At 66.6% G+C, this 19,571-nt stretch carries 20 protein-coding genes; 11 read left to right on the forward strand and 9 right to left on the reverse strand.

Going from position 1 to position 19,571, the window contains the following annotated elements:
• Positions 1-66: 66 nt before the first annotated feature.
• Positions 67-726, forward strand: coding sequence for a C40 family peptidase (locus tag IB257_RS15930; RefSeq protein WP_054450662.1), 660 nt, complete (start codon positions 67-69; stop codon positions 724-726).
• A 156-nt stretch (positions 727-882) separates the two neighbouring features.
• Here IB257_RS15930 and IB257_RS15935 read toward each other — a convergent pair whose 3' ends face one another.
• The 4 genes from IB257_RS15935 to IB257_RS15950 form a co-directional block, all read right to left on the reverse strand.
• Positions 883-1,206 carry a DUF2325 domain-containing protein gene (locus tag IB257_RS15935; RefSeq protein WP_054451313.1) on the reverse strand — a complete coding sequence of 108 codons (324 nt, stop codon included), beginning with the start codon at positions 1,204-1,206 and terminating at the stop codon, positions 883-885.
• 193 nt (positions 1,207-1,399) lie between these two features.
• Positions 1,400-2,344 (reverse strand): CysB family HTH-type transcriptional regulator, encoded by a 945-nt coding sequence (locus IB257_RS15940; RefSeq protein WP_054450660.1) that lies wholly within the window; start codon positions 2,342-2,344, stop codon positions 1,400-1,402.
• Positions 2,345-2,438: 94 nt separating this feature from the next.
• Entirely contained in the window at positions 2,439-3,932 is a 1,494-nt protein-coding gene (locus IB257_RS15945; protein WP_054450658.1) for a CoA-acylating methylmalonate-semialdehyde dehydrogenase, read from the reverse strand.
• A 93-nt stretch (positions 3,933-4,025) separates the two neighbouring features.
• On the reverse strand, positions 4,026-5,243 hold the full coding sequence (locus IB257_RS15950; protein ID WP_054450656.1) for an ABC transporter substrate-binding protein: 1,218 nt from the start codon (positions 5,241-5,243) through the stop codon (positions 4,026-4,028).
• Positions 5,244-5,466: 223 nt separating this feature from the next.
• Between IB257_RS15950 and IB257_RS15955 the strand changes: the two genes are divergently transcribed.
• Positions 5,467-6,387, forward strand: coding sequence for a LysR family transcriptional regulator (locus tag IB257_RS15955; protein WP_054450654.1), 921 nt, complete (start codon positions 5,467-5,469; stop codon positions 6,385-6,387).
• A 51-nt stretch (positions 6,388-6,438) separates the two neighbouring features.
• Here the strand turns inward: IB257_RS15955 and lptF are convergent, their stop codons facing one another.
• A complete protein-coding gene (gene lptF / locus IB257_RS15960; RefSeq protein ID WP_054450652.1) occupies positions 6,439-7,542 on the reverse strand; it encodes an LPS export ABC transporter permease LptF in 1,104 nt (367 codons plus the stop codon).
• Between the two features lie 57 nt (positions 7,543-7,599).
• Between lptF and IB257_RS15965 the strand changes: the two genes are divergently transcribed.
• The 9 genes from IB257_RS15965 to IB257_RS16005 all read left to right on the forward strand — a co-directional run bounded on the left by IB257_RS15965 (position 7,600) and on the right by IB257_RS16005 (position 16,390).
• Complete coding sequence (locus IB257_RS15965; RefSeq protein ID WP_192492563.1) at positions 7,600-9,108, forward strand: leucyl aminopeptidase; 1,509 nt, start codon at positions 7,600-7,602, stop codon at positions 9,106-9,108.
• A gap of 22 nt (positions 9,109-9,130) precedes the next feature.
• On the forward strand, positions 9,131-9,595 hold the full coding sequence (locus IB257_RS15970) for a DNA polymerase III subunit chi (protein WP_192492564.1): 465 nt from the start codon (positions 9,131-9,133) through the stop codon (positions 9,593-9,595).
• 46 nt (positions 9,596-9,641) lie between these two features.
• Positions 9,642-10,040, forward strand: a complete 399-nt coding sequence (locus IB257_RS15975; protein WP_192492565.1) for a hypothetical protein — start codon at positions 9,642-9,644, stop codon at positions 10,038-10,040.
• Positions 10,041-10,170: 130 nt separating this feature from the next.
• Entirely contained in the window at positions 10,171-10,881 is a 711-nt protein-coding gene (locus IB257_RS15980) for a Bax inhibitor-1/YccA family protein (RefSeq protein ID WP_054450644.1), read from the forward strand.
• A gap of 131 nt (positions 10,882-11,012) precedes the next feature.
• Positions 11,013-11,930, forward strand: a complete 918-nt coding sequence (locus tag IB257_RS15985) for an aldo/keto reductase (protein WP_192492566.1) — start codon at positions 11,013-11,015, stop codon at positions 11,928-11,930.
• 4 nt (positions 11,931-11,934) lie between these two features.
• Positions 11,935-13,224, forward strand: a complete 1,290-nt coding sequence (locus tag IB257_RS15990) for an NTP/NDP exchange transporter (protein WP_175181239.1) — start codon at positions 11,935-11,937, stop codon at positions 13,222-13,224.
• A gap of 90 nt (positions 13,225-13,314) precedes the next feature.
• The gene (locus tag IB257_RS15995) at positions 13,315-14,277 is read left to right on the forward strand and encodes a tripartite tricarboxylate transporter substrate binding protein (protein ID WP_054450638.1); all 963 of its coding nucleotides are present in this window, start codon (positions 13,315-13,317) and stop codon (positions 14,275-14,277) included.
• Between the two features lie 31 nt (positions 14,278-14,308).
• On the forward strand, positions 14,309-15,289 hold the full coding sequence (locus IB257_RS16000) for a succinylglutamate desuccinylase/aspartoacylase family protein (protein WP_175181238.1): 981 nt from the start codon (positions 14,309-14,311) through the stop codon (positions 15,287-15,289).
• A 3-nt stretch (positions 15,290-15,292) separates the two neighbouring features.
• Positions 15,293-16,390, forward strand: a complete 1,098-nt coding sequence (locus tag IB257_RS16005) for a pyridoxal-phosphate dependent enzyme (protein ID WP_192492567.1) — start codon at positions 15,293-15,295, stop codon at positions 16,388-16,390.
• Between the two features lie 24 nt (positions 16,391-16,414).
• Here IB257_RS16005 and IB257_RS16010 read toward each other — a convergent pair whose 3' ends face one another.
• The 4 genes from IB257_RS16010 to rnc are packed head-to-tail and all read right to left on the reverse strand — an operon-like array spanning position 16,415 to position 19,570.
• A complete protein-coding gene (locus IB257_RS16010) occupies positions 16,415-17,323 on the reverse strand; it encodes a LysR family transcriptional regulator (RefSeq protein ID WP_054450632.1) in 909 nt (302 codons plus the stop codon).
• 18 nt (positions 17,324-17,341) lie between these two features.
• Positions 17,342-17,929 (reverse strand): DNA repair protein RecO, encoded by a 588-nt coding sequence (gene recO, locus IB257_RS16015; RefSeq protein WP_054450631.1) that lies wholly within the window; start codon positions 17,927-17,929, stop codon positions 17,342-17,344.
• Complete coding sequence (gene era, locus IB257_RS16020; protein WP_054450629.1) at positions 17,922-18,812, reverse strand: GTPase Era; 891 nt, start codon at positions 18,810-18,812, stop codon at positions 17,922-17,924. Before era ends, recO begins: the two co-directional genes overlap by 8 nt.
• Complete coding sequence (gene rnc / locus IB257_RS16025) at positions 18,809-19,570, reverse strand: ribonuclease III (protein ID WP_054450627.1); 762 nt, start codon at positions 19,568-19,570, stop codon at positions 18,809-18,811. The genes era and rnc overlap by 4 nt, the downstream gene beginning before the upstream one ends.
• Between the last annotated feature and the right edge of the window lies 1 nt (position 19,571).

The raw sequence follows: 19,571 nt of genomic DNA on the forward strand, positions 1-19,571 counted from the left end.
CATCTCGGCCACATTCACGGCGAATTCCGTGTTTTTTGCCGTTATCTGCAAATCACCCCCAGGCGCATGCATCGACACTCCAACCACGCGAGACTGAATTCATCCTCCGGCCAAGCAACTCGCGGTCTGCGCTTGCTGGCGTTGGTTGCATGCGTGGTGGGTCTGGCAGGTTGTGCCGCTACAAATCAAAAGTCAACCGCCCATACGTCCGAGATTGACCCCTACGAGACGGAATGGGTCGCCACCTCCGATGATCCCATCGGCGTACTGGTAAGCCAGAAATTCAAGCGCGAACGCCAGAAGACCCACTCCGGCGTCAGCAGCGACAACGCCCTGGTCAGCGAAGCCCTGAACCATCTGGGCATCCGCTACCGCTTCGGCGGCAATTCCCCCGATACCGGATTCGACTGCAGCGGCCTGGTGACCTACACCGCCGAACGTTCGCTGGGCCTGAAGCTGCCCCGCAACGCCGCCGAGATGGCGCAGCAAGGCGTCTCGGTCGCCAAGAACGAACTGAAGGCAGGCGACCTGGTCTTCTTCAATACGCTGGGCCGCCGCTACTCGCACGTGGGCATCTACCTGGGCGACGACCGCTTCGTGCACTCGCCCAGCGCTGGCGGCGTGGTCCGCGTCGAAAACATGACCATGGCCTACTGGTCCAAGCGCTACAACGGCGCGCGCCGCCTGGACAACAGCCTGATGGCGTCCGCCCGCGCCTCCAACTGACACATTCCCAGGATAGCCGCCAGGCTCTCCCCGCTACAAGCAAAACGCCGCCGGACTTTCCAGTCCGGCGGCGTTTTTCCATCTCTTCGCGGCGCTTTGGGCCGCAGGCCGTTTCGGCCTCCCCAGTTTTTTGTTTGGCGGCAGCAGACCGTGTCTTCAGTGCACAGAGCCAGCCCGCTGGCACAGGCCGCATTGCTGCAGGGCCTGCTGCATGCTGCATACCGAACGCCGACAAGCGACGACCCGGATGCCGCCACGTTGCGCGGCGTTGCGGAAGGTTTTCATGACGTTGTGACCCAGGAAGTCGGTCAGCAGGATGACCAGCTGGGTGCCCGAGGGCAGTTGCAACGTCTTCTTTTGATGCGAGGGATCACGCCCGCTGATGTGGTGCGTGATCGAAATATTGTGCCCTTTGAGCAGATCCGGGATGTTGCCAAGGCGGTCGGCGCCCACTACCACTGCACTTAATCCTGCCGTCATGATGAACCTCACTGGGTCGTTGAGACTGGATGTAATGATAATGATTCCTATTTTTTAGTCAACTCAAATGAGATCAGTTCTTATTTAATTATTTTTATGAGCCCATGAAAAGGGATAGCGCGGACCGCGACGCATCAAGAAAAAAGGCGCGCCGCCCAATGACGCCGCGCCTCTCGCCCCGTGAAACGGATGCCTACTTGGGCGTGCCCTGCACCGCTTCGGTCACCACCGCGCGGGTCAGCGAAGGCGCCAGCATCTCCAGGAAGGTGTAGACGTAGTCACGCAGGAACACGCCTGCCTTCACGCCGACGCGGGTCGTATGCGTGCCGAACAGATGGCCCACCGGCAGGCCCACCAGGTTGCTGTCGCGGCGCGGATCGTAGGCTACGCCGGCGATGATGCCAATGCCCAGGCCCACGTCGACATAGGTCTTGATGACGTCGGCGTCGATGGCTTCCAGCACGATGTCGGGGTGGATACCCTGGTTGGCGAAGATCTCATCGATGGTGCTGCGGCCGGTGAAGGCGCGGTCGTAGGTCACGATGGGATACTCGGCCAGCTGCGCCAGCGACAGGCGCTTGGCGGCGCTGGAGGTCAGTTCGGCCAGGGGATGGTCCGGGCGCACCACCACGGTGTGTTCCCAGGCATAGACCGGCAAGGTCGCCAGGCCCGGCGTCAAGGCCAGCGACTCCGTCGCCAGGGCCAGGTCGGCCTGCTCATGCAGCACCATTTCGGCCAGTTGCGCCGGGCTGCCTTCGGCCAGCGACAGGTGCACCTTGGGGAATTGCTTGCGGAACGCGGGAATCACGCGCGGCAGCAGATAGCGCGCCTGAGTGTGGGTGCAAGCGATGACAAGGCCGCCTTCGTCGCGGCGCGCGAACTCGTCGCTGACCTTCTTCAGGTTGTCCACTTCGCGCATGATGCGGTCGATGACCTGCGACACCGCCAGGCCGGGCTTGGTCAGCCCCTTGATGCGCTTGCCGTGCCGTTCGAAGATCTTGATGCCCAGTTCGTCCTCGAACTCGATGATCGCCTTGGAGACGCCGGGCTGCGAGGTATAGAGCATCCGGGCGGCTTCGGTCAGGTTGAAGTCGCGCCGGATGGTTTCGCGGACAAAACGAAATTGCTGCAGGTTCATGAATTGGCCCCTGTTAGACGGGCCAATTATAAGTAATAAGGATGCCTCGTTATATAACTTATTTATATAAGCTTACATGCAAGGCGTCCCCAGTTCAGCGCATCGAGATCGTGGTGTTCACGCTCTTGGCATGGGCCGACCAACGCGCCGTGACGGTCTTGGTCTGCGTCCAGAACTGCACGGCCTGCTTGCCGTTGGGGCCCAGGTCGCCCAGTTTGGAGCCGCGCGAGCCGGTGAAGCTGAACCAGGCCACCGGCACCGGGATCGGCACGTTGATGCCGACCTGGCCGACGTCGATGTTGTTCTGGAAGTAGCGCGCCGCGCCGCCATCCTGGGTGAACAACGCCACGCCGTTGCCGTTGGGATTGCGGTTGATGAACGCAACCGCGTCCTCCAGCGTTTCCACGCCCACCACGCACAGGACCGGCCCGAAGATTTCCTCGGTGTAGATGGTCATGTTTTCGGTAACGCCGTCGAAAATCGTCGGGCCCACGAAGTTGCCCTGCTCAAAGCCGGCGACCTTCAGGCTGCGGCCGTCCAGCAGCAGCTTGGCGCCTTCATCCACGCCCTTCTGGATCAGGCTTTCGACGCGCTTCTTGGCGTTGGGCGAAACGAGAGGGCCGAGATCCGCTTCGCGGTCCATGCCGGAATTGACCTTGAGCTTCTTCGAGCGTTCGACGAAGTCAGGCAGCCAGTTGCGGGCTTCGCCCACCAGCACGGCCACGGACGAGGCCATGCAACGTTGGCCGGCCGCGCCGAAGGCGGCGCCCACCAGCTGGTTCAGCGCGACCTCGGGATCGGCGTCCGGCAGGATCACGCAGTGGTTCTTGGCGCCCATCATGGACTGGCAGCGCTTGCCGGCGGCGGAGGCACGGTTGTAGATCTCGGTGCCGACGCGGGTCGAACCGATGAACGAGACCGCCTTGATGTCGGGGTGTTCGCACAGGCCGTTGGCGGTTTCCGGGCCGCCGTGCACCACGTTCAGCACGCCCGGCGGCAGGCCGGCTTCCAGCGCCAGTTGCGCCAGGAACAGCGAGGACGTCGGATCCTGCTCGGAAGGCTTGAGGATGAAGGTGTTGCCGCAGGCCACGGCGATCGGGAACATGAAGCAAGGCAGCATGACCGGGAAGTTGAACGCGGTGATGCCCGCGCACACGCCCAGCGGCTGGATCAGCGTATAGACGTCGATGCCGGAAGCGGCATTCTCGGCGTACTCGCCCAGTTGCAGGTTGGCGATGGAGCATGCGTGCTCCACCACTTCCAGGCCGCGGCCGACTTCGCCCTCGGCGTCCGGCAGGGTCTTGCCGTGCTCGCGGGTAATCATTTCGGCCAGCTTGCCGGTATTGGCGCGCAGCAGTTCCTGGAACTTCAGCATGACGCGCATGCGAGCGCCCTGCCCGCTGTTGCGCCAGGTCTTGAAAGCCTCCTTGGCGTTGGAGACGGCCAGGTCCAGTTCTTCGCGCGTGGCGAAGGGCACCTTGGCAACGACCTCCTGGGTAGCGGGATTGATCACGTCCCGCCATTCGGTGGTTTTGGACTGCACGAGCTTGCCGCCGATCAATAGCGGAACGCGGGGGACTTCACTCATTTGATGCTCCTCACACTGCATGGTCGATGCGGATGGAATCCGCATACATGGATGGTGAGGCGCCGGCGGCAAGGGCCTGCCGGCGCCCCGGGTTTACTTCTTGACCAGCGGGCAGCTCGAATCCGCCAGCGGCTGGAAGGCTTCGGCGGCCGGAATGGTGGCCACCAGCTTGGAATAGTCCCAACCGCCCTTGGACTCGGACGGCTTTTTCACTTCATACAGGTACATGTCGTGGATCACGCGGCCGTCGGGACGGATGGACGCGTTGCGCATGATCGGATCCTCGATGGGCAGCGCGCGCATCTTGTCCGCCACCACCTTGCCGTCGGTGCTGCCGGAAGCGGCGACCGAGCGCAGGTAGTGCCGCACGCTGGAGTACACGCCGGCCTGCGTCATGGTGGGTTTCAGGCCGCGGAACGCTTTCTCGAAGCGCCCGGACCACTGGCGCGTGGCGTCGTCGTAATCCCAGTAGAAGCCGTCCACGTACGACAGGCCCTGGGCGCTTTCCAGGCCCAGCGCGCGCAGGTCCGACAAGAAAATCAGCAACGAGACCAGGCGCTGGCCGCCGGCCACGATGCCGAATTCGCGCGCTTGCTTGACCGCGTTGACCGTGTCCTGGCCGCCGTTGGCCAGCGCCACGACCTGGGCCTTGGAGGCCTGCGCCTGCAGCAGGTAGGACGCGAAGTCCGGCGCGTTCAGGGGATGGCGCACGCTGCCGGCGACGGTGCCGCCCAGCGCTTGCACGGCCTTGGCCGTGTCGGCTTCCAGCGAGTGGCCGAAGGCGTAGTCCACGGTGATGAAGTACCAGGATTTGCCGCCTGCCTTTACCGTGGCCTTGGCGCCGCCCGCGGACTGCGAGTAGGTATCGAACATCCAGTGGAATCCCACCGGCGAGCATTCCTTGTTGGTCAGCGCCGTGGTGGCGGGACCGGAGAACATCACCACCTTGTTCTTTTCTCGCGCAATGCCCTGCACCGCCAGCGCCACCGCGGAGTTGGTCAGGTCGGCGATGGCGGTGACGCCGTCGCGGTCGAACCATTCGCGCGCTTTGGCCGCGCCCACGTCGGCCTTGTTCTGGTTGTCCGCGGACACCAGCTCGATCTTCATGCCCTTGCATTCCGCGGCCAGGCAGTCGTCGATGGCCAACTGCGCCGCCGCCACCGAACCAGGCCCACCCATGCCGGCGTAGGTGCCAGACATGTCCGTCAGAATGCCGATCTTCACTGGCGGCTTATCCGCCGCCTGCGCCTGGCCGACCAATGCGGCGCCCAGACACAAGCCTACGGCCAGCCCGCGTGCGTGCAATTTCATGGATTTGTCTCCTGAGTTTTATTCGTTATGGCGCCGTCTACGCGGCCTGCGGTCCCGGGGTTCAGGCCCCGGAGAGCCTGGCGACAGGCCCCAAGCCCGCCGACCCAGTGTAGATGTGTGAAAATCAACAAGCAACACTAGAAATGCACATTCCTTGTGCATTCATGCACAAGGAAAATTTGCCCGGCGGCGCAGCGCGCAGCCGGGCCTGGAGAGCCGGAAAGTGCTTGATTGGGACAGCCTGAGATATTTCCTGGAAGTGGCCCGCACCCAGCGGGTGAGCGCCGCGGCGCGCAAGCTCGGGGTCGAGCACACGACCGTGTCGCGGCGCATCCGCGCGCTGGAAGCTGAGCTGGACACCCTGCTATTCGAAAAGTCGCGCGGCGCGGGCTTCGTGCTGACCGAAGACGGCCAACGCCTGTTCGTCCATGCCGAACAGATGGAGAGCACGGTGCATTCCGCCCGCGAAAACCTGTCGGGCATCGGCCAGGCGCTGTCGGGGCACTTGCGCATCGGCGCCACCGAGGGCTTCGGCAGCTATGTGCTGACGCCGTTGGCGGCGGACTTCCAGCGGCGCTATCCGCACATCACGCTGGACATCCTGCCGGTGCCGCGCTTTGTCAGCCTGTCCAAGCGCGAAGCCGACCTGGCCATCACCATCGAGCGCCCCCAGCGCGGCCCCTATGTGTGCAGCAAGCTGTGCGACTACACGCTGCGCCTGTACGGCACGCCCGGCTATCTGGCCAGCCATCCGCCGATCCGCGAGCGCGCGGACCTGGCCGACCACACCTTCATCGGCTACGTCGACGAACTGCTGTTCAGCGAGCGGCTGCGCTATCTGGAAGACCTGCTGCCCGCCAGCAAGGTGGTATTGCGCAGCACCAGCGTGGTGGCGCAATACCACGCCGCGCTGCAGGGCCAGTCGCTGGCGATCCTGCCCTGCTTCATCGCCGCGCAGGACCCGCGGCTCACGCCCGTGCTGGCGGACGAGGTCGAGATCACGCGCTCGTTCTGGATGTATTGCCATGAAGACCTGCGCAAGCTCAAACGCGTGACGGCCCTGTGGGAGTTCATTCGCAAGTCAGTGCTGAAGAACGCCGACCTGCTGGCCGGCAAGGGCGGCACGATGAAGTACCTGCCCTGAAAAAGCCGCGGCCCGCGCTGGGCGGGCCGCAAGGCGCTGGATGTGCCGGCGTCAGGCGCTGTTCTTGGGCGCTTTCACACGCAAGCGCCGCATCAGCAGGAAGACCGTCAGCATCGCCACCAAGGCATGGATCGCCCACACGCCCACGCCAAAGCTGAGCTTGCCGTTGGAGATCCAGGCGCGCGACAGGTTCATCAGGTTCATGTAGAGCAGGCCCACCAGGCCGGCGATGAGCAGGTCGCCCGAACGTCCCAGGCGCGGGTTGACGGCGCCGAGCGGAATCGCCAGCAACGCCAGGTTCAGCGCGGCCAGCGGCAACGAGACCCGCCACATCACTTGCGACCAGCTGCTATTGGTGTTGTCCGCAATCAATTGCGAGGTCGTGCGCGCCTTGGCGGAACGCTCCGCGTTGGCGCGCGCTTCGGCCACGGGATCGCCGCCCGACTTGCTTTCGAGGCGCAGGCCATACTTGTCGAAGTGCACCAGCCGGATCTCGGGCGTGCCCGGCTTCAGGTCATAGCGATGGCCTTCGCCCAGCACCAGGAAGCGGTCGCCGTTGGGCATGGTTTCGCTATGGGCCTTGCTGGCGGTCAGCACGCTGAGCCATTCGGGACCATTTTCGCGCGCGAATACGTTGCCCAGTTCATCGCTGGGCTCCAGCGGATCTTCGGCGAAGAACACGCGGTTGCCGCCGGACGATTCCGCGAACTGGCCGGCCGTGACCTTGGACAGGTCGGAGCGCTGCTCGAAGCGTTCGTGGTATTCGCCGATCTGGCGGTACGCCCAAGGCGCCGCCACCAGCGTCAACCCCGCCACCGCCAGCGCCACGGGGATGGCGACGCGCAGCACAGGCCGGAACCAGTCGGCCAGCGAGAGGCCGCTGGCGAACCACACCACCATTTCCGATTCACGGTAATTGCGCGTGACGGTGGTGAGGACCGCAATGAAGACGGAGACCGCGAGAATGGTCGGCAATGCGGTGATGGTCGACAGCGCGGCCAGCACCACCACGACGTCCGCCCCGATGTTGCCGCCCGCTGCTTCACCGAGCAGGCGCACGAGCAACACGCTGAGCCATACGATGAGCAACGTGGAAAAGACAACGCCAGCGTGACTGGTGATCTCGCTGACGACAGAGCGTTTGAATAGAGACATGGGAGAATATGCGGGATAATCGACCGCATTCTACACAGACGTACACGGGAAACCCTCATGGAATTTAGCACACAGACCACTGCTTCCCTGCACCAAGTCAAGACCGCCGCCCTGGCCGTCGGGGTCTATGCGGAAGGCGTGTTGAGCCCCGCCGCCGATCTCATCGACCGCGCTTCCAATGGCGCGGTGCGTTCGGTGGTCAAGGCCGAGTTCCGCGGCCGCGCCGGCTCCACGCTGACCCTGCGCAACCTGCCCGGCGTGTCCGCGCAGCGTGTGGTGCTGGTGGGCCTGGGCAAGCAGGAAGAATATTCTGCCCGCGCCCATGCCTCGGCCGAGCAGGCCTTCGCCGCGGCTTGCGTATCGGCGCAGCTGGCTGAAGGCGTGTCCACGCTGGTCGCCAATCCGATCGCCGACGTGGCTGTCATCGCGCGCGCCCGCAGCGCCGCCATCGCAGCCGGCAACGCCACCTATCATTACGACGCCAGCTTCGGCAAGCCCGACCGCGACGCCCGTCCCAAGCTCAAGAAGATCGTCCAGGTCGTCGAGCGCGCCGACGCGGCCCAGGCCCAGAAGGGCCTGCGCGAAGGCGGCGCCATCGCCAACGGCATGGACCTGACCCGCACGCTGGGCAACCTGCCCGGCAATATCTGCACGCCGACCTACCTGGGCGAGACGGCCAAGCGCCTGGCCCGCGAGTTCAAGTCGCTGAAGGTGGAAGTGCTGGACCGCAAGCAGGTCGACGCGCTGGGCATGGGCTCGTTCCTGTCGGTCGCGCGCGGCTCCGAGGAAGCGCTGCGCTTCATCGTCCTGCGCCATGCCGGCAACAAGGCCGCCAAAAAGACCGCCAAGGGCGCGCAAGGCCCCATCGTGCTGGTCGGCAAGGGCATCACCTTCGATGCCGGCGGCATCTCGCTCAAGCCCGCCGCCACCATGGACGAAATGAAGTACGACATGTGCGGCGCCGCCAGCGTGCTGGGTTCGTTCCGCGCCCTGGCCGAACTGGAGCTGCCGCTGGACGTGGTGGGCCTGATCCCGGCTTGCGAAAACCTGCCCAGCGGCAAGGCCAACAAGCCGGGCGACGTCGTCACCAGCATGGCTGGCCTGACCATCGAAATCCTGAACACCGACGCCGAAGGCCGCCTGGTGCTGTGCGACGCACTGACCTACGCGGAACGCTTCAAGCCGTCCGCGGTGATCGACATCGCCACCCTGACCGGCGCTTGCGTGGTGGCCCTGGGCAACGTCAATAGCGGCCTGTTCTCCAAGGACGACGCGCTGGCCGATGCGCTGGCCGCGGCCGGCCGCCAGTCGCTGGACACCGCATGGCGCATGCCGATGGACGACGCCTACCAGGAACAGCTCAAGTCCAACTTCGCCGACCTCGCCAACATCGGCGGTCCTCCGGCGGGCGCGGTCACAGCGGCCTGCTTCCTGTCGCGCTTTGCCACCTCGTACCGCTGGGCCCACCTGGACATCGCCGGCACCGCCTGGCGCGGTGGCAAGGACAAGGGCGCCACCGGCCGCCCCGTGCCGCTCCTGATGCAGTACCTGCTGGACCAGGCTTGAAACGGCAGCAACGGAACCCGGCATGACGCGCATCGACTTCGCCTTCGGCGCGCCCGACCGCTTGCGCACCGCCTGCCAGGTGGTGCGCAAGCGCTACCTGGCACGGCAGCGGCTGGTGGTGTACTGTAGGGATGGCTCCCGGCTGGCCGCGTTCGACCGCATGCTCTGGGCCTTCGACGACACTTCTTTCGTGCCGCACGTGCTGGCCAACGATCCGCTGGCGGGCGAGACTCCTGTAATTCTCACTGCCGGCGATCCGCAACAGGCCGCGGCCGCGGCGGGCCAGGGCGGACAGCCCCAGCCGTCCTGGCTGCTGAACCTGGACCTCGACTGCCCTCCGGGTTTCGAAGCCTTCGAGCGCCTGCTTGAAATCGTCTCGGACGACCCCGACGACAAGCAGGCCGCCCGCCAGCGCTGGCGGACCTACCTGGCCGCGGGCCACACGCCGCAAAGCCGCGACCTCAGCCGCCAGCAGCCGGACGGCTGAACGCGCCGGCCTTGCGGCGCGCCACCTCGATCACCCGGGAGCCATCATGCCCTCTCGCCACGCCGACCCCGGCATCCCTACCCTGACCCAGCGGGCCGAGCCCGCGCTCTACCCGCCGGCGTCCCCGCACGACGCGGACATGCCCGTGCTGACCGACCTGGCCGACGATGGCACGCAGGGTCATGACGACGACGCCTTTCCGCTACTGACGGAAGTGGCGGACGACGCAGATGCGTCCCCTGATATCATTCCGCCGGCAGCCGCCGTCCTGGCTGCGCCTCCCGCGGCGCCGGACGCCACGGTCCTGAGCGCCCGCCTTCAGGCCGAGGTCGAGCAGCTGATGCGCGAAGCCCTGGCCGAGGCCATCGAACAGATCCAGGCCCGCATGGACGCGGAATTGCCGCGCATCGTCGCCAGGGTGCTGCAGGACGTCAGGCCGGGTTGACCCGTCTGGAACCTATTTCGCGCCTCTGGTCTAATCCTAGGCAGAACTGGATTCTTCAGGGAACTGTAAGGTATCCTTCCCATCTAAGCCTTCTAGGCAACCATTACTCTGCCGCACACAGGAGTTCTCAATGAACGAATATCGTCCGTCCCCTTTTAACCGTTCCGGCGCCGTAGCCGGCGCGCCGGGCGAGGTCGCGCGCAACCAGGTGCTGCGCAACACCTATTGGCTCTTGGCGCTCTCGCTGATCCCGACCGTGCTGGGCGCGGCCGTCGGCATGTACACCGGCATCAACCGCATCATGGGCGCAAGCCCCGGCCTGTCCGCCATCGTGTTCCTGGTGGGCGCGTTCGGCCTGATGTTCGCGATCGAAAAGAACAAGAACAGCTCGCTGGGCGTGGTCCTGCTGCTGGCCTTCACGTTCTTCATGGGCGTGATGCTGTCGCGCCTGCTGGGCTTCGTCATGGGCATGAGCAACGGCTCGCAGCTGGTCATGACGGCCTTCGGCGGCACCGCGATCGTGTTCGGCACGATGGCCACGCTGGCCACCACCATCAAGCGCGACCTGTCGGGATTGCAGAAATTCCTGTTCATCGGCGCGGTCGTGATCCTGGTGGCGGCCCTGGCCAACATCTTCCTGCAACTGCCCGCGCTGATGCTGACCATCTCGGTCCTGGCCATCGTCATCTTCTCGGCCTTCATGCTGGTCGACCTGCAGCGCGTGGTCAACGGCGGCGAAACCAACTACGTGTCCGCCACGCTGGCCATCTACCTGGACGTCTACAACGTCTTCTCGAACCTGCTGATGCTGCTGGGCATCTTCGGCGGCAACCGCGAGTAATCGCAACGCTGCCAAACCGGCACAAAGAGCCTACATTCACGTGTGGGCTCTTTTTTTACCTTGGGCCTGCATTCACGTGTAGGCCCTTTTCTTTGCCCCTCCCGGGCGCCCTTTCCCGCTGGAGCCACGCCATGCCCGACCGCCGCCGCTTCCTCCAGACCGCTGCCGCCGCCGCCCTGACCGGGCCGGCCTGGACGGCCCGCGCCCTCAGCGTGGTAACTCCCATGCACAGGCGGAACATACCCGCCTCCGGCGAGGCGCTGCCTGTGATCGGCCTGGGCACCGCCGACACCTTCAACGTGTCCCCCGCCGACAAGGCCGCCATGGCGCCGCTGGCGCAGGTGCTGGATACGCTGCTGCAGAAGGGCGGCAAGCTGATCGACACCGCGCCCAGCTACGGGCAGGCGGAAGCGGTCACCGGCGCGCTGCTGGCGCGCGACGGCGGCTTACGAGCCAGGACCTTCCTGGCGACCAAGATCAGCACGCAGGGCCACGAGTCGGCCATGCGCCAGGTGCGCCAATCGCAACGGGCGCTAGGCAGCGACAAGTTCGACCTGGTACAGGTGCACAACCTGATCGACACCGCCAACCAGCTGGCGCTGCTGCGCGAACTGAAGCAGCAAGGCGTGATCCGCTATCTGGGCATCACGCACTACACCGACCATGCCCACGACGAACTGACCGAACTGGTCGAACGCGAAAAGCCCGATTTCCTGCAGATCAACCTGTCCGTAGCCGACCGCAGCGCCGAAAAACGCCTGTTGCCCGCCTGCCAGGCCCACGGCGTCGCGGTGCTGATCAACCGCCCATTCCAGGACGGCGCGCTGTTCCGCCGGGTCAAGGGGATGGCGCTGCCCGAGCTGGCCGCCGAGATCGATTGCGGATCCTGGGCGCAGATCTTCCTGAAGTTCATCATCGGCCATCCCGCGGTCACCGCCGTCATTCCCGCCACTTCCAAGCCGGCCAACATGGCGGACAACGCGCAGGCCGGCTTCGGGCCGCTGCCGGACGCCGCCATGCGGGAACGCATCGCCGCGCTGCTGGCCTGACGCCATGGCGTCCGCCCCCGGCAGCTTGCCAGGCCGCGCCGCGCAGGCCTTGGGCATTCCGCAGGAAGAACTGGCGCCGGCAGCCTGCGGCTTCGCGTTTTTCTTCTTTCTGTTCTGCGGCTATTTCATGCTGCGGCCGATACGCGAGACCATGGGCATCCAGGCGGGCGTCGACCAGCTGCAATGGCTGTTCACCGCGACCTTCATCGCCATGCTGGCCGTGGTGCCGCTGTTCGGCTGGCTGTCGGCGCGCGTGCCGCGCGCCATGCTGGTGACCTGGGTCTATGCCGCCTTCGCGCTCAGCATGGCCGGCTTCGCCGCCCTGCTCCATCTGCGCCCCGGCAGCGTCTGGGCGGCGCGCAGCTTCTACGTCTGGCTGTCGGTCTTCAACCTGTTCGTCGTCTCCATCGCCTGGAGCCTGATGGCCGACGTATTCCGCATGGAGTCCGCCAAGCGCCTGTTCGCGCTGATTGCCGCGGGCGCCAGCGCCGGCGGGCTGGCAGGCCCGCTGTTGGGCGGCCTGCTGGCCGGCGCGCTCGGTCCGGCCGGCCTGTTGCTGCTGTCGGCGCTGCTGTTGACCGCCACCCTGCCCCTCAAGCGCTGGCTGCTGCGCTGGCGCGCGGCCCACCGCGAGGATGCGGCCTCGGACGACATGCGCCGACCGCTGGAAGGTTCGATCCTGGCCGGCCTCTCGCGCATCTTCCAGTCACCTTACCTGCTGGGGATTTCGCTGCTGGTAATCCTGCTGGCCACGCTCAACACGTTTCTCTACATGGAGCAGGCGCGGCTGGTGGCGCATGCCTTTACCGACACGGCCCAGCGCATCCGGGTCTTCAGCGCGCTGGACTTCACGGTACAGGCGCTGTCGCTGCTATCGCAGCTCTTCATCACCGGACGCGTGGCCACGCGTCTGGGGCTGCGCTTCCTGCTGACCGCCGTGCCGCTGACGATGACGGCCGCTTTCCTGGCGCTGGCGGCCTTTCCCGTCTTCGGCGTGCTGGCCGCGGCCATGATCGTGCGCCGGGTCGGCGAATACGCGCTGATCCGGCCGGGGCGCGAAATGCTGTTCACCGCAGTCTCGCCCGAAGACAAGTACAAGACCAAGAACGTCATCGACACCGTGGTCTACCGCGCGGGCGATGCGGCCAGCGGCTGGGTCAAGGCGGGCGTGGACATGCTGGGCTACGGCCCGGCGCTGATCGCCGCGCTGGGCGCCCTGTGCGCGCTGGCGGCCGCCGCCGTGGGCCACGGGCTGGGACGGACCGCCGACCGGCGCAATGCGGACAGGTCTTAGGTTTTATTGAACATCCATCTCATTGAAACAAACGTATTCCCCAGGCCGCGACCGCACAATGGCGCAGCTCTCAATGCCTGGGGAAACGTCATGAAACGCACCGCCTGTCTTGCCGCCGTGTTGCTAAGCCTGGCCGCGCCCGCCGCGCTGGCCGCCTATCCGGAACGCGCCATCACCCTGATCGTGCCGGCCGCAGCGGGCGGCAACGCCGACATCACCGCGCGCCTGGTGGGCCAGGAAATGAGCCGCCAGCTGGGCCAGCCCGTGGTCGTGGAGAACCGCGTCGGCGCGGGCGGCCGCATCGGCACCCAGGCCGTGGCGCGCGCGCCGGCCGACGGCTACACCATCGGCTATGCCCACGTCGGCACGCTGGTGCTGCACCGGTTCCTGTTCAAGCAGCAGCTCTACGACCTGGACCGCGACATCGCCGCCATCGGGCTGGTGGCCGAAACGCCCAACGTCATCGTGGTGAACGCGTCCTCGCCCTATCGCGACCTGAAGGGGTTCATCGAGGCCAGCCGCGCCCAGCCGGAGCGCCTGACGATGACCTCCGCCGACCCGGGCACCACCAGCGAGGTCGGGGTCAAGCTCTTCATCGCCCAGACCGGCGCCGCCGTGCGCCAGATCCCGTACAAGGCCACGGCCGCGCAGTTGTCCGACCTGCTGGGCGGCCATGTCGATTCCATGATGGAAAACCTGCCGCCACTGATCGGCAACCTGAAGGATGGCCGCTTGCGCGCGCTGGCGGTCACGACCAAGACCCGCGCCGCCTCCAATCCGGACGTGCCGACGGTGGCGGAGCAAGGGTATCCCGACTACGAGCAATCGGCCTGGAGCGCGCTGGTCGCGCCCGCCGGCACCCCGCCCGAGGTCATCGCGCGGCTGAACGCGGCAATGAACGCTGCGCTGCGCTCGGACGGCGTCAGCAAGGAACTGCGCAGCCGCTCCCAGGAACCGCTGGGTGGCACGCCGCAGGACGTACAGAACCAGATACGCAAGGAGCTGCCCAAATGGGAAGGCATCATCAAGGCCGCCGGCACGACGCTGGATTGAACCGGATCGTCACATCAGCAGGAGCCGCCGCATGGCCACGGTAAGCCGCGAGGACTTTTCCTGCGCCGCGGCGACCAACGCGTCGGCCTACCGGCGCGTCACCATACCGATGCTGCGGATCGAGGCGGGGCCTGGCCCCGCCGTTGCCTTGATGGCGGGCGTGCATGGCGACGAATGGGAAGGCCAGGCCGCCATCCTGGAGCTGTGGCGCCTGCTGCCCGGCATCCTGCAACGCGGCACGGTCTACCTGCTGCCCGCGGCCAACGCCGAGGCCTCGCTGGCGGGCACGCGCCTGTCGCCGTCCGACGGCGGCAACCTCAACCGCGCTTTCCTGGGCGCCCCCGCGCGCGGCTACACGGAAAGCGTGGCCGCCGCGCTGGAAGCCCGGCTGCTGCCGCGCATACAGGCGCTGGTGGACGTGCACAGCGGCGGCGCGTCGCTGCGCTACCTGCCCTCGTCGGTCATCACGCGCTACGGCGACGACGCCTACGACGAACGCCTGCCCGCCCTGGCGCGAGCCTTCGGGCTGCCCGATTGCATGTACTTCCGCGGCACGGAGTCCGGCTCCATGCCGGCCGCCGCCAGCCGCCATGGGGTGCTGCGCCTGAGCGCCGAGATCGGGGGCGGCCGCGAAACCAGCCAGGCGCTGGTCGACCGCTGCCGCGACGGCCTGCTGGGCTGCCTGGGCGAGCTCGGCCTCCTGCCCGACCGCCCGCCCGCGCGCCGCCCCGAGGTCCGCCTCTATGACCTGGACGCTCCCGCCGCCACCCTGCGCGCCAGCGAGGCTGGCGTGTTCGTGCCCGCTGTCGAACTGGGACAACTGGTCAATGCGCGCCAGCGCATCGGCCAACTGCTGGAACCCGCCCGACCCGACATGGCGCCGCGCGCGCTGACCAGTCCGCAGGCCGGCACTGTCGTATGCCTGCGCGCCATCGCCCGCAGCGACGACGGCGATTGCCTGCTGCAAGTCGCGCCCGCCCTTCCCCTCGATTCCCTTGCCTCGAAGTATTGACCCATGCAGATGAACCCTAGCTTGTCCGGCCTGCGCTGCATCCGTTGCGCCAGCCTGTGGCCGCCGGCCGATTACCCCGAAGGCTGCCCCAGCTGCCTGGAAGCCGGCCACCCCGCCAGCCTGGAGTGCCTGTACGAACCCTCGGCCGACGGCGTCATGCCCCTGCCGGTGCTGGACGCCGTCACGCTGGGCGAAGGCGCCACTCCCTGCCTCGCCGCGCCCGCGCTGGCGCAGACCGAAGGCGTGGGCCAGCTCTGGCTGAAATGCGAAAGCGCCAACCCCACCGGCAGCCACAAGGACCGCATGGCGGCCCAACTGGTGTCGCGCGCGCGCCTGGCCGGCGCCACCCGCGTGGCGGCCGCCTCCAGCGGCAATGCCGGCGTCTCGCTGGCCGCCTATTGCGCCGCCGCGCGGCTGGAAGCCGACATCGCCATCACCACCAACTGCCCGCCCTTGCAGCGCGAGGCCATGCAGCGCTTCGGCGCCCGGCTGACCGCCTTCGAGGACAGCCTGAGCCGCTGGCCCCACGTCGAGGACCTGTGTCGCAACCACGGCGCCTTCGCCGGCACGAACTATCTGAATCCGCCCGTGGGCACCCACCCCTACGGCGTGGAAGGCTACAAGCCCATCGCGCAGGAGATCCTGGAAAGCTGCGGCGTGCCCAGCGACATCGTGGTGCCCACCGCGCGCGGCGATCTGCTGTGGGGCATCTTCCTGGGTTGGCAGCATCTGCTGCAAACCGGCCGCATCGCGCGTTTGCCGCGCCTGCATGCGGTGGAGCCGTACGCCCGCCTGTCGCGCGCGCGCGCCACGGGCGACGCGCGCAAGCAATGGGACGGCGTGACGGACCAGTATTCGATCGCGGGCAGCACCAGCACGCTGCAATCGCTGGAAGCCTTGACGCGTTCCGGCGGCACGCCGGTGGAGATCTCGGACGCCGCGGCCGCGCAAGCGCAGCAGCGGCTGGAACGCATCGGCCTGGCGACCGAGCTGTCATCGGCCGCGGCGCTGGCTGCCGTGTCGCGGCTGCGGCGCTCGGGCTTGTTGGATGCGGAGTCGTCCGTGGTGTTGATCGTGACCTCGGACGGGCGCCGCGGCTAGCGCCCCGGGGCCGGCTTCGGCGCGCTAGACGCCAAAGCTTTCCACCAGCGGCGCCAACGCGCCGCGCAGGCAGGTCGCCCAGAACTTGCCCGCCTCGGACAAGGGGCGGCTGCCATGCAGGATCATGTGGCACTCGAAATGCACCGGCGCGGCCAGCGGGCGATAGCACAGGCCCGCCGCCGCCATGCCGACTGCCGTGGCCGGGTTGGCGATGCCCACGCCATGCCCCGCCAGCGCCAGTTGGCACACGGTGCTGGAATAAGGCGTCTCGATGGCCACCTTCAGGCTCTGCCCCGCTTGCGCCAACAGCGCGTCCAGGCGCTTGCGCGAGCCGTCCTCGGCGTTCAGCGCGATCACGTCGGCGTCGGCCAGGTGCGAAAAATCCACTTGCTCCAGCCGCGCCAGCGGATGCCCCTTGGGAAAAACCGCCACGGCGCGCAAACTGGCCAGCCGGTGGCCGCGCAAGCCTTCGAGTTCGGATTCGTCGGCCACAGCTGCCAGGTCCAGCTCGCCCGACACCACCATGTCGCGCAAGGTATTGGAATCCCGGATCTGCAGATACAGGCCGGTATCAGGATAGCGCTCGCGAAAGCGAGCAATAGTGTCGCTGATGATGGCGCCGCTATAGGCATGGATGCAGCCAATGCGCAGCCGCGGCTGCGCCGCGCCGCGGATGGCGCGGATCTTGCGGCCCAGGCTTTCCAGCCCGACGTTCAGGCGGCGGATTTCTTCATACAGCAGGGTCGCCTCGGGCGTGCGCTGCATGCGCTGGCGTACGCGCTCGAACAGACGCAGCTCGATGCTGGCTTCGAGCGCGGCCAGGGTCGCGCTGACGGTGGCGGGCGACACGTCCAGCCGTCTGGCAGCGGCGGTGACGCTTTCCGTTTCATAGACGGTGCGGAAGGTCTCGACCTGCTTGAGCGTGAAGGTCATGGCCGGATCGCGCTGCGCTCAGATGCGTTGCAGGTCCAGCAACACGCGGCGGGTCGACAAGGGACGGCCCGCCAGGATTTCGGCCAGCCGTTCGCGCAGGTCGCGGCGCAGGGCCGGCTCGATCGCCGGGTCGTCGAAATCGGGAGGATCCTCGTCCACGCCATAACCGGTTTCGCGCAGCAGCGTCCATTCGAAGCGGCGCAGCGCGCCCGCGGCGCGGGTGCCGCCGGACAACTGCTGCAAGGCGAAGTCGTAGGCGTCGAACAACAGCGGATGGGCGTCTTCGCGCGGCAGCAGCCGCAGCAGCAGTTCGTTCATATACCAGGCCGACATCAGCGCGGTGCCGGTCAGCGGCCGGATGCCCGCGATCTCGGCGCGCGTCAGCGTCTTGACCTCGCCATTGCCGGTCCACGACAGCAGCAGCGGCTGGAACGCGGACAACACGGGACGCAGGACGGAATACGGGCGCTTCGCGCCCTTGGCGACCATGGCCACACAGCCGTGATCGCGTGAGAAAGTCTGAACGATGAGGGAGGTTTCACGCCACGCGGTGGCGTGCAACATGTATCCGGGGCGATCCTGGACGCGAGGCGCCCGTCTACTCATAGCCCAGATCGCGGAGCGCACCCTCGCGGTCGGACCAGCCCTTGCGCACCTTGATGTAGACCTCCAGGTGCACCGGCTTGTCCAGCAGCTTGGCGATGTCCTGCCGCGCCTCCGTGGCGATGCGCTTCATGTGCATGCCGCCCGCGCCCAACAGGATGGGCTTGTGGCTGTCGCGCTCGACCACCACGCAGGCATTGATGCTGGCGCCCTTGCTGGTCTCTTCCCATTGCTCGATGACGACGGTACAGCCGTAAGGCAGTTCGTCGCCAACCAGGCGGAAGATCTTCTCGCGCACCAGTTCGGCGGCGATGAAGCGCATGGGGCGGTCGGTCAGCGTGTCTTCCTCGAACATCGGCTCGCCTTCCGGCAGGCGCGACGCGATTTCTTGCAACAGCTGATCCAGCTGCTGGTTCTTGGTGGCGCTGACGGGCACCACGGCGCCGAACGGATGCAGCGCCATGATCTTGGACACGAAGGCGAACAGGTCGTCGCGGTTCTTCAGTGCGTCGATCTTGGAGACGACCAGGATGGTGCGTTCCGGCGCGGGCAAAAGCGGCAGCAGCTTGGCGTCGCCCTCGGACCATTTGCCGGCTTCCACCACATGCACCACCACGTCCACGTCGGCCAGGGCCTGCGTGACCACGCGGTTCATCATGCGGTTCATGGCGCCGCCATGGCGGGTCTGGAAACCCGGCGTATCGACGAATACGAACTGCTCGTGCTCGCGCGTCAACACACCGTGGATGCGGTGGCGCGTGGTCTGCGCCTTGCGCGACACGATGGAAATCTTGGAACCGATCAGGGCGTTCGTCAGGGTGGACTTGCCCACGTTGGGGCGGCCCACGATGGCGACGAAGCCGGTACGAAAAGGGGTATCGCTCATTTAGTCTCTTGAGCCACTGCCACCGGCAGCGACAATTGCGCGGTTTTGCGCGCCTTGCCCGACTTGCGGGCAGCCTTGGTCGCCGGGCTGACGGCCAACGCGGCCTCCAGCGCCAGCTTGGCCGCCGATTGCTCGGCGGCGCGGCGGCTGGCGCCGGGCGCCATCACCTTGATCTCGAGCGCCGGAATGGCGCACTCGACTTCGAACTGCTGGCTATGGGCCGCGCCATGCGTGGCCACCACCGTGTACACCGGCAGCGCCAGCTTGCGGCCCTGCAGGAATTCCTGCAGCAAGGTCTTGGCGTCCTTGCCCAGGGTCTTGGGATCGACCGAAGCCAGCACCGGCTGGTACTGGCGCACGATCACGCGACGGGCGGCGTCGAAACCCGCGTCCAGGAACACGGCGCCGAACAGGGCTTCGACCGTGTCCGCCAGGATGGAAGGCCGGCGGAAACCGCCGCTCTTCAATTCGCCTTCGCCCAGACGCAGGTATTGCGACAGTTCCAGCCGCTGGGCGATATCCGCCAGCGAGGCCTGCTTGACCAGATTGGCGCGCAGGCGCGACAGATCGCCTTCGTCGATTTTGGAATAACGCTCGAACAGCATCGCCGCAACGACAAAGTTCAGCACGGAATCCCCAAGGAATTCCAGGCGCTCGTTGTGGCGCGCACCGTGGCTGCGGTGCGTCAGCGCCTGTTCGAGCAATGCCGAATCACTGAAGTGGTGATCCAGGCGGTTTTCTAGCGTGGCTAGCGACATA

The organism is Achromobacter sp. ACM03, from assembly GCF_014851665.1.
Lineage (GTDB): Bacteria > Pseudomonadota > Gammaproteobacteria > Burkholderiales > Burkholderiaceae_B > Achromobacter > Achromobacter aegrifaciens.

What these genes read in the sequence shown, in the direction of transcription:
- IB257_RS15930 (WP_054450662.1), top strand. Translation starts at nt 67, where the DNA reads ATGCATCGACACTCCAACCACGCGAGACTGAATTCATCCTCCGGCCAA.
- IB257_RS15935 (WP_054451313.1), bottom strand. Translation starts at nt 1,206, where the DNA reads ATGACGGCAGGATTAAGTGCAGTGGTAGTGGGCGCCGACCGCCTTGGC.
- IB257_RS15940 (WP_054450660.1), bottom strand. Translation starts at nt 2,344, where the DNA reads ATGAACCTGCAGCAATTTCGTTTTGTCCGCGAAACCATCCGGCGCGAC.
- IB257_RS15945 (WP_054450658.1), bottom strand. Translation starts at nt 3,932, where the DNA reads ATGAGTGAAGTCCCCCGCGTTCCGCTATTGATCGGCGGCAAGCTCGTG.
- IB257_RS15950 (WP_054450656.1), bottom strand. Translation starts at nt 5,243, where the DNA reads ATGAAATTGCACGCACGCGGGCTGGCCGTAGGCTTGTGTCTGGGCGCC.
- lptF (WP_054450652.1), bottom strand. Translation starts at nt 7,542, where the DNA reads ATGTCTCTATTCAAACGCTCTGTCGTCAGCGAGATCACCAGTCACGCT.
- IB257_RS15965 (WP_192492563.1), top strand. Translation starts at nt 7,600, where the DNA reads ATGGAATTTAGCACACAGACCACTGCTTCCCTGCACCAAGTCAAGACC.
- IB257_RS15970 (WP_192492564.1), top strand. Translation starts at nt 9,131, where the DNA reads ATGACGCGCATCGACTTCGCCTTCGGCGCGCCCGACCGCTTGCGCACC.
- IB257_RS15975 (WP_192492565.1), top strand. Translation starts at nt 9,642, where the DNA reads ATGCCCTCTCGCCACGCCGACCCCGGCATCCCTACCCTGACCCAGCGG.
- IB257_RS15980 (WP_054450644.1), top strand. Translation starts at nt 10,171, where the DNA reads ATGAACGAATATCGTCCGTCCCCTTTTAACCGTTCCGGCGCCGTAGCC.
- IB257_RS15985 (WP_192492566.1), top strand. Translation starts at nt 11,013, where the DNA reads ATGCCCGACCGCCGCCGCTTCCTCCAGACCGCTGCCGCCGCCGCCCTG.
- IB257_RS15990 (WP_175181239.1), top strand. Translation starts at nt 11,935, where the DNA reads ATGGCGTCCGCCCCCGGCAGCTTGCCAGGCCGCGCCGCGCAGGCCTTG.
- IB257_RS15995 (WP_054450638.1), top strand. Translation starts at nt 13,315, where the DNA reads ATGAAACGCACCGCCTGTCTTGCCGCCGTGTTGCTAAGCCTGGCCGCG.
- IB257_RS16000 (WP_175181238.1), top strand. Translation starts at nt 14,309, where the DNA reads ATGGCCACGGTAAGCCGCGAGGACTTTTCCTGCGCCGCGGCGACCAAC.
- IB257_RS16005 (WP_192492567.1), top strand. Translation starts at nt 15,293, where the DNA reads ATGCAGATGAACCCTAGCTTGTCCGGCCTGCGCTGCATCCGTTGCGCC.
- IB257_RS16010 (WP_054450632.1), bottom strand. Translation starts at nt 17,323, where the DNA reads ATGACCTTCACGCTCAAGCAGGTCGAGACCTTCCGCACCGTCTATGAA.
- recO (WP_054450631.1), bottom strand. Translation starts at nt 17,929, where the DNA reads ATGAGTAGACGGGCGCCTCGCGTCCAGGATCGCCCCGGATACATGTTG.
- era (WP_054450629.1), bottom strand. Translation starts at nt 18,812, where the DNA reads ATGAGCGATACCCCTTTTCGTACCGGCTTCGTCGCCATCGTGGGCCGC.
- rnc (WP_054450627.1), bottom strand. Translation starts at nt 19,570, where the DNA reads ATGTCGCTAGCCACGCTAGAAAACCGCCTGGATCACCACTTCAGTGAT.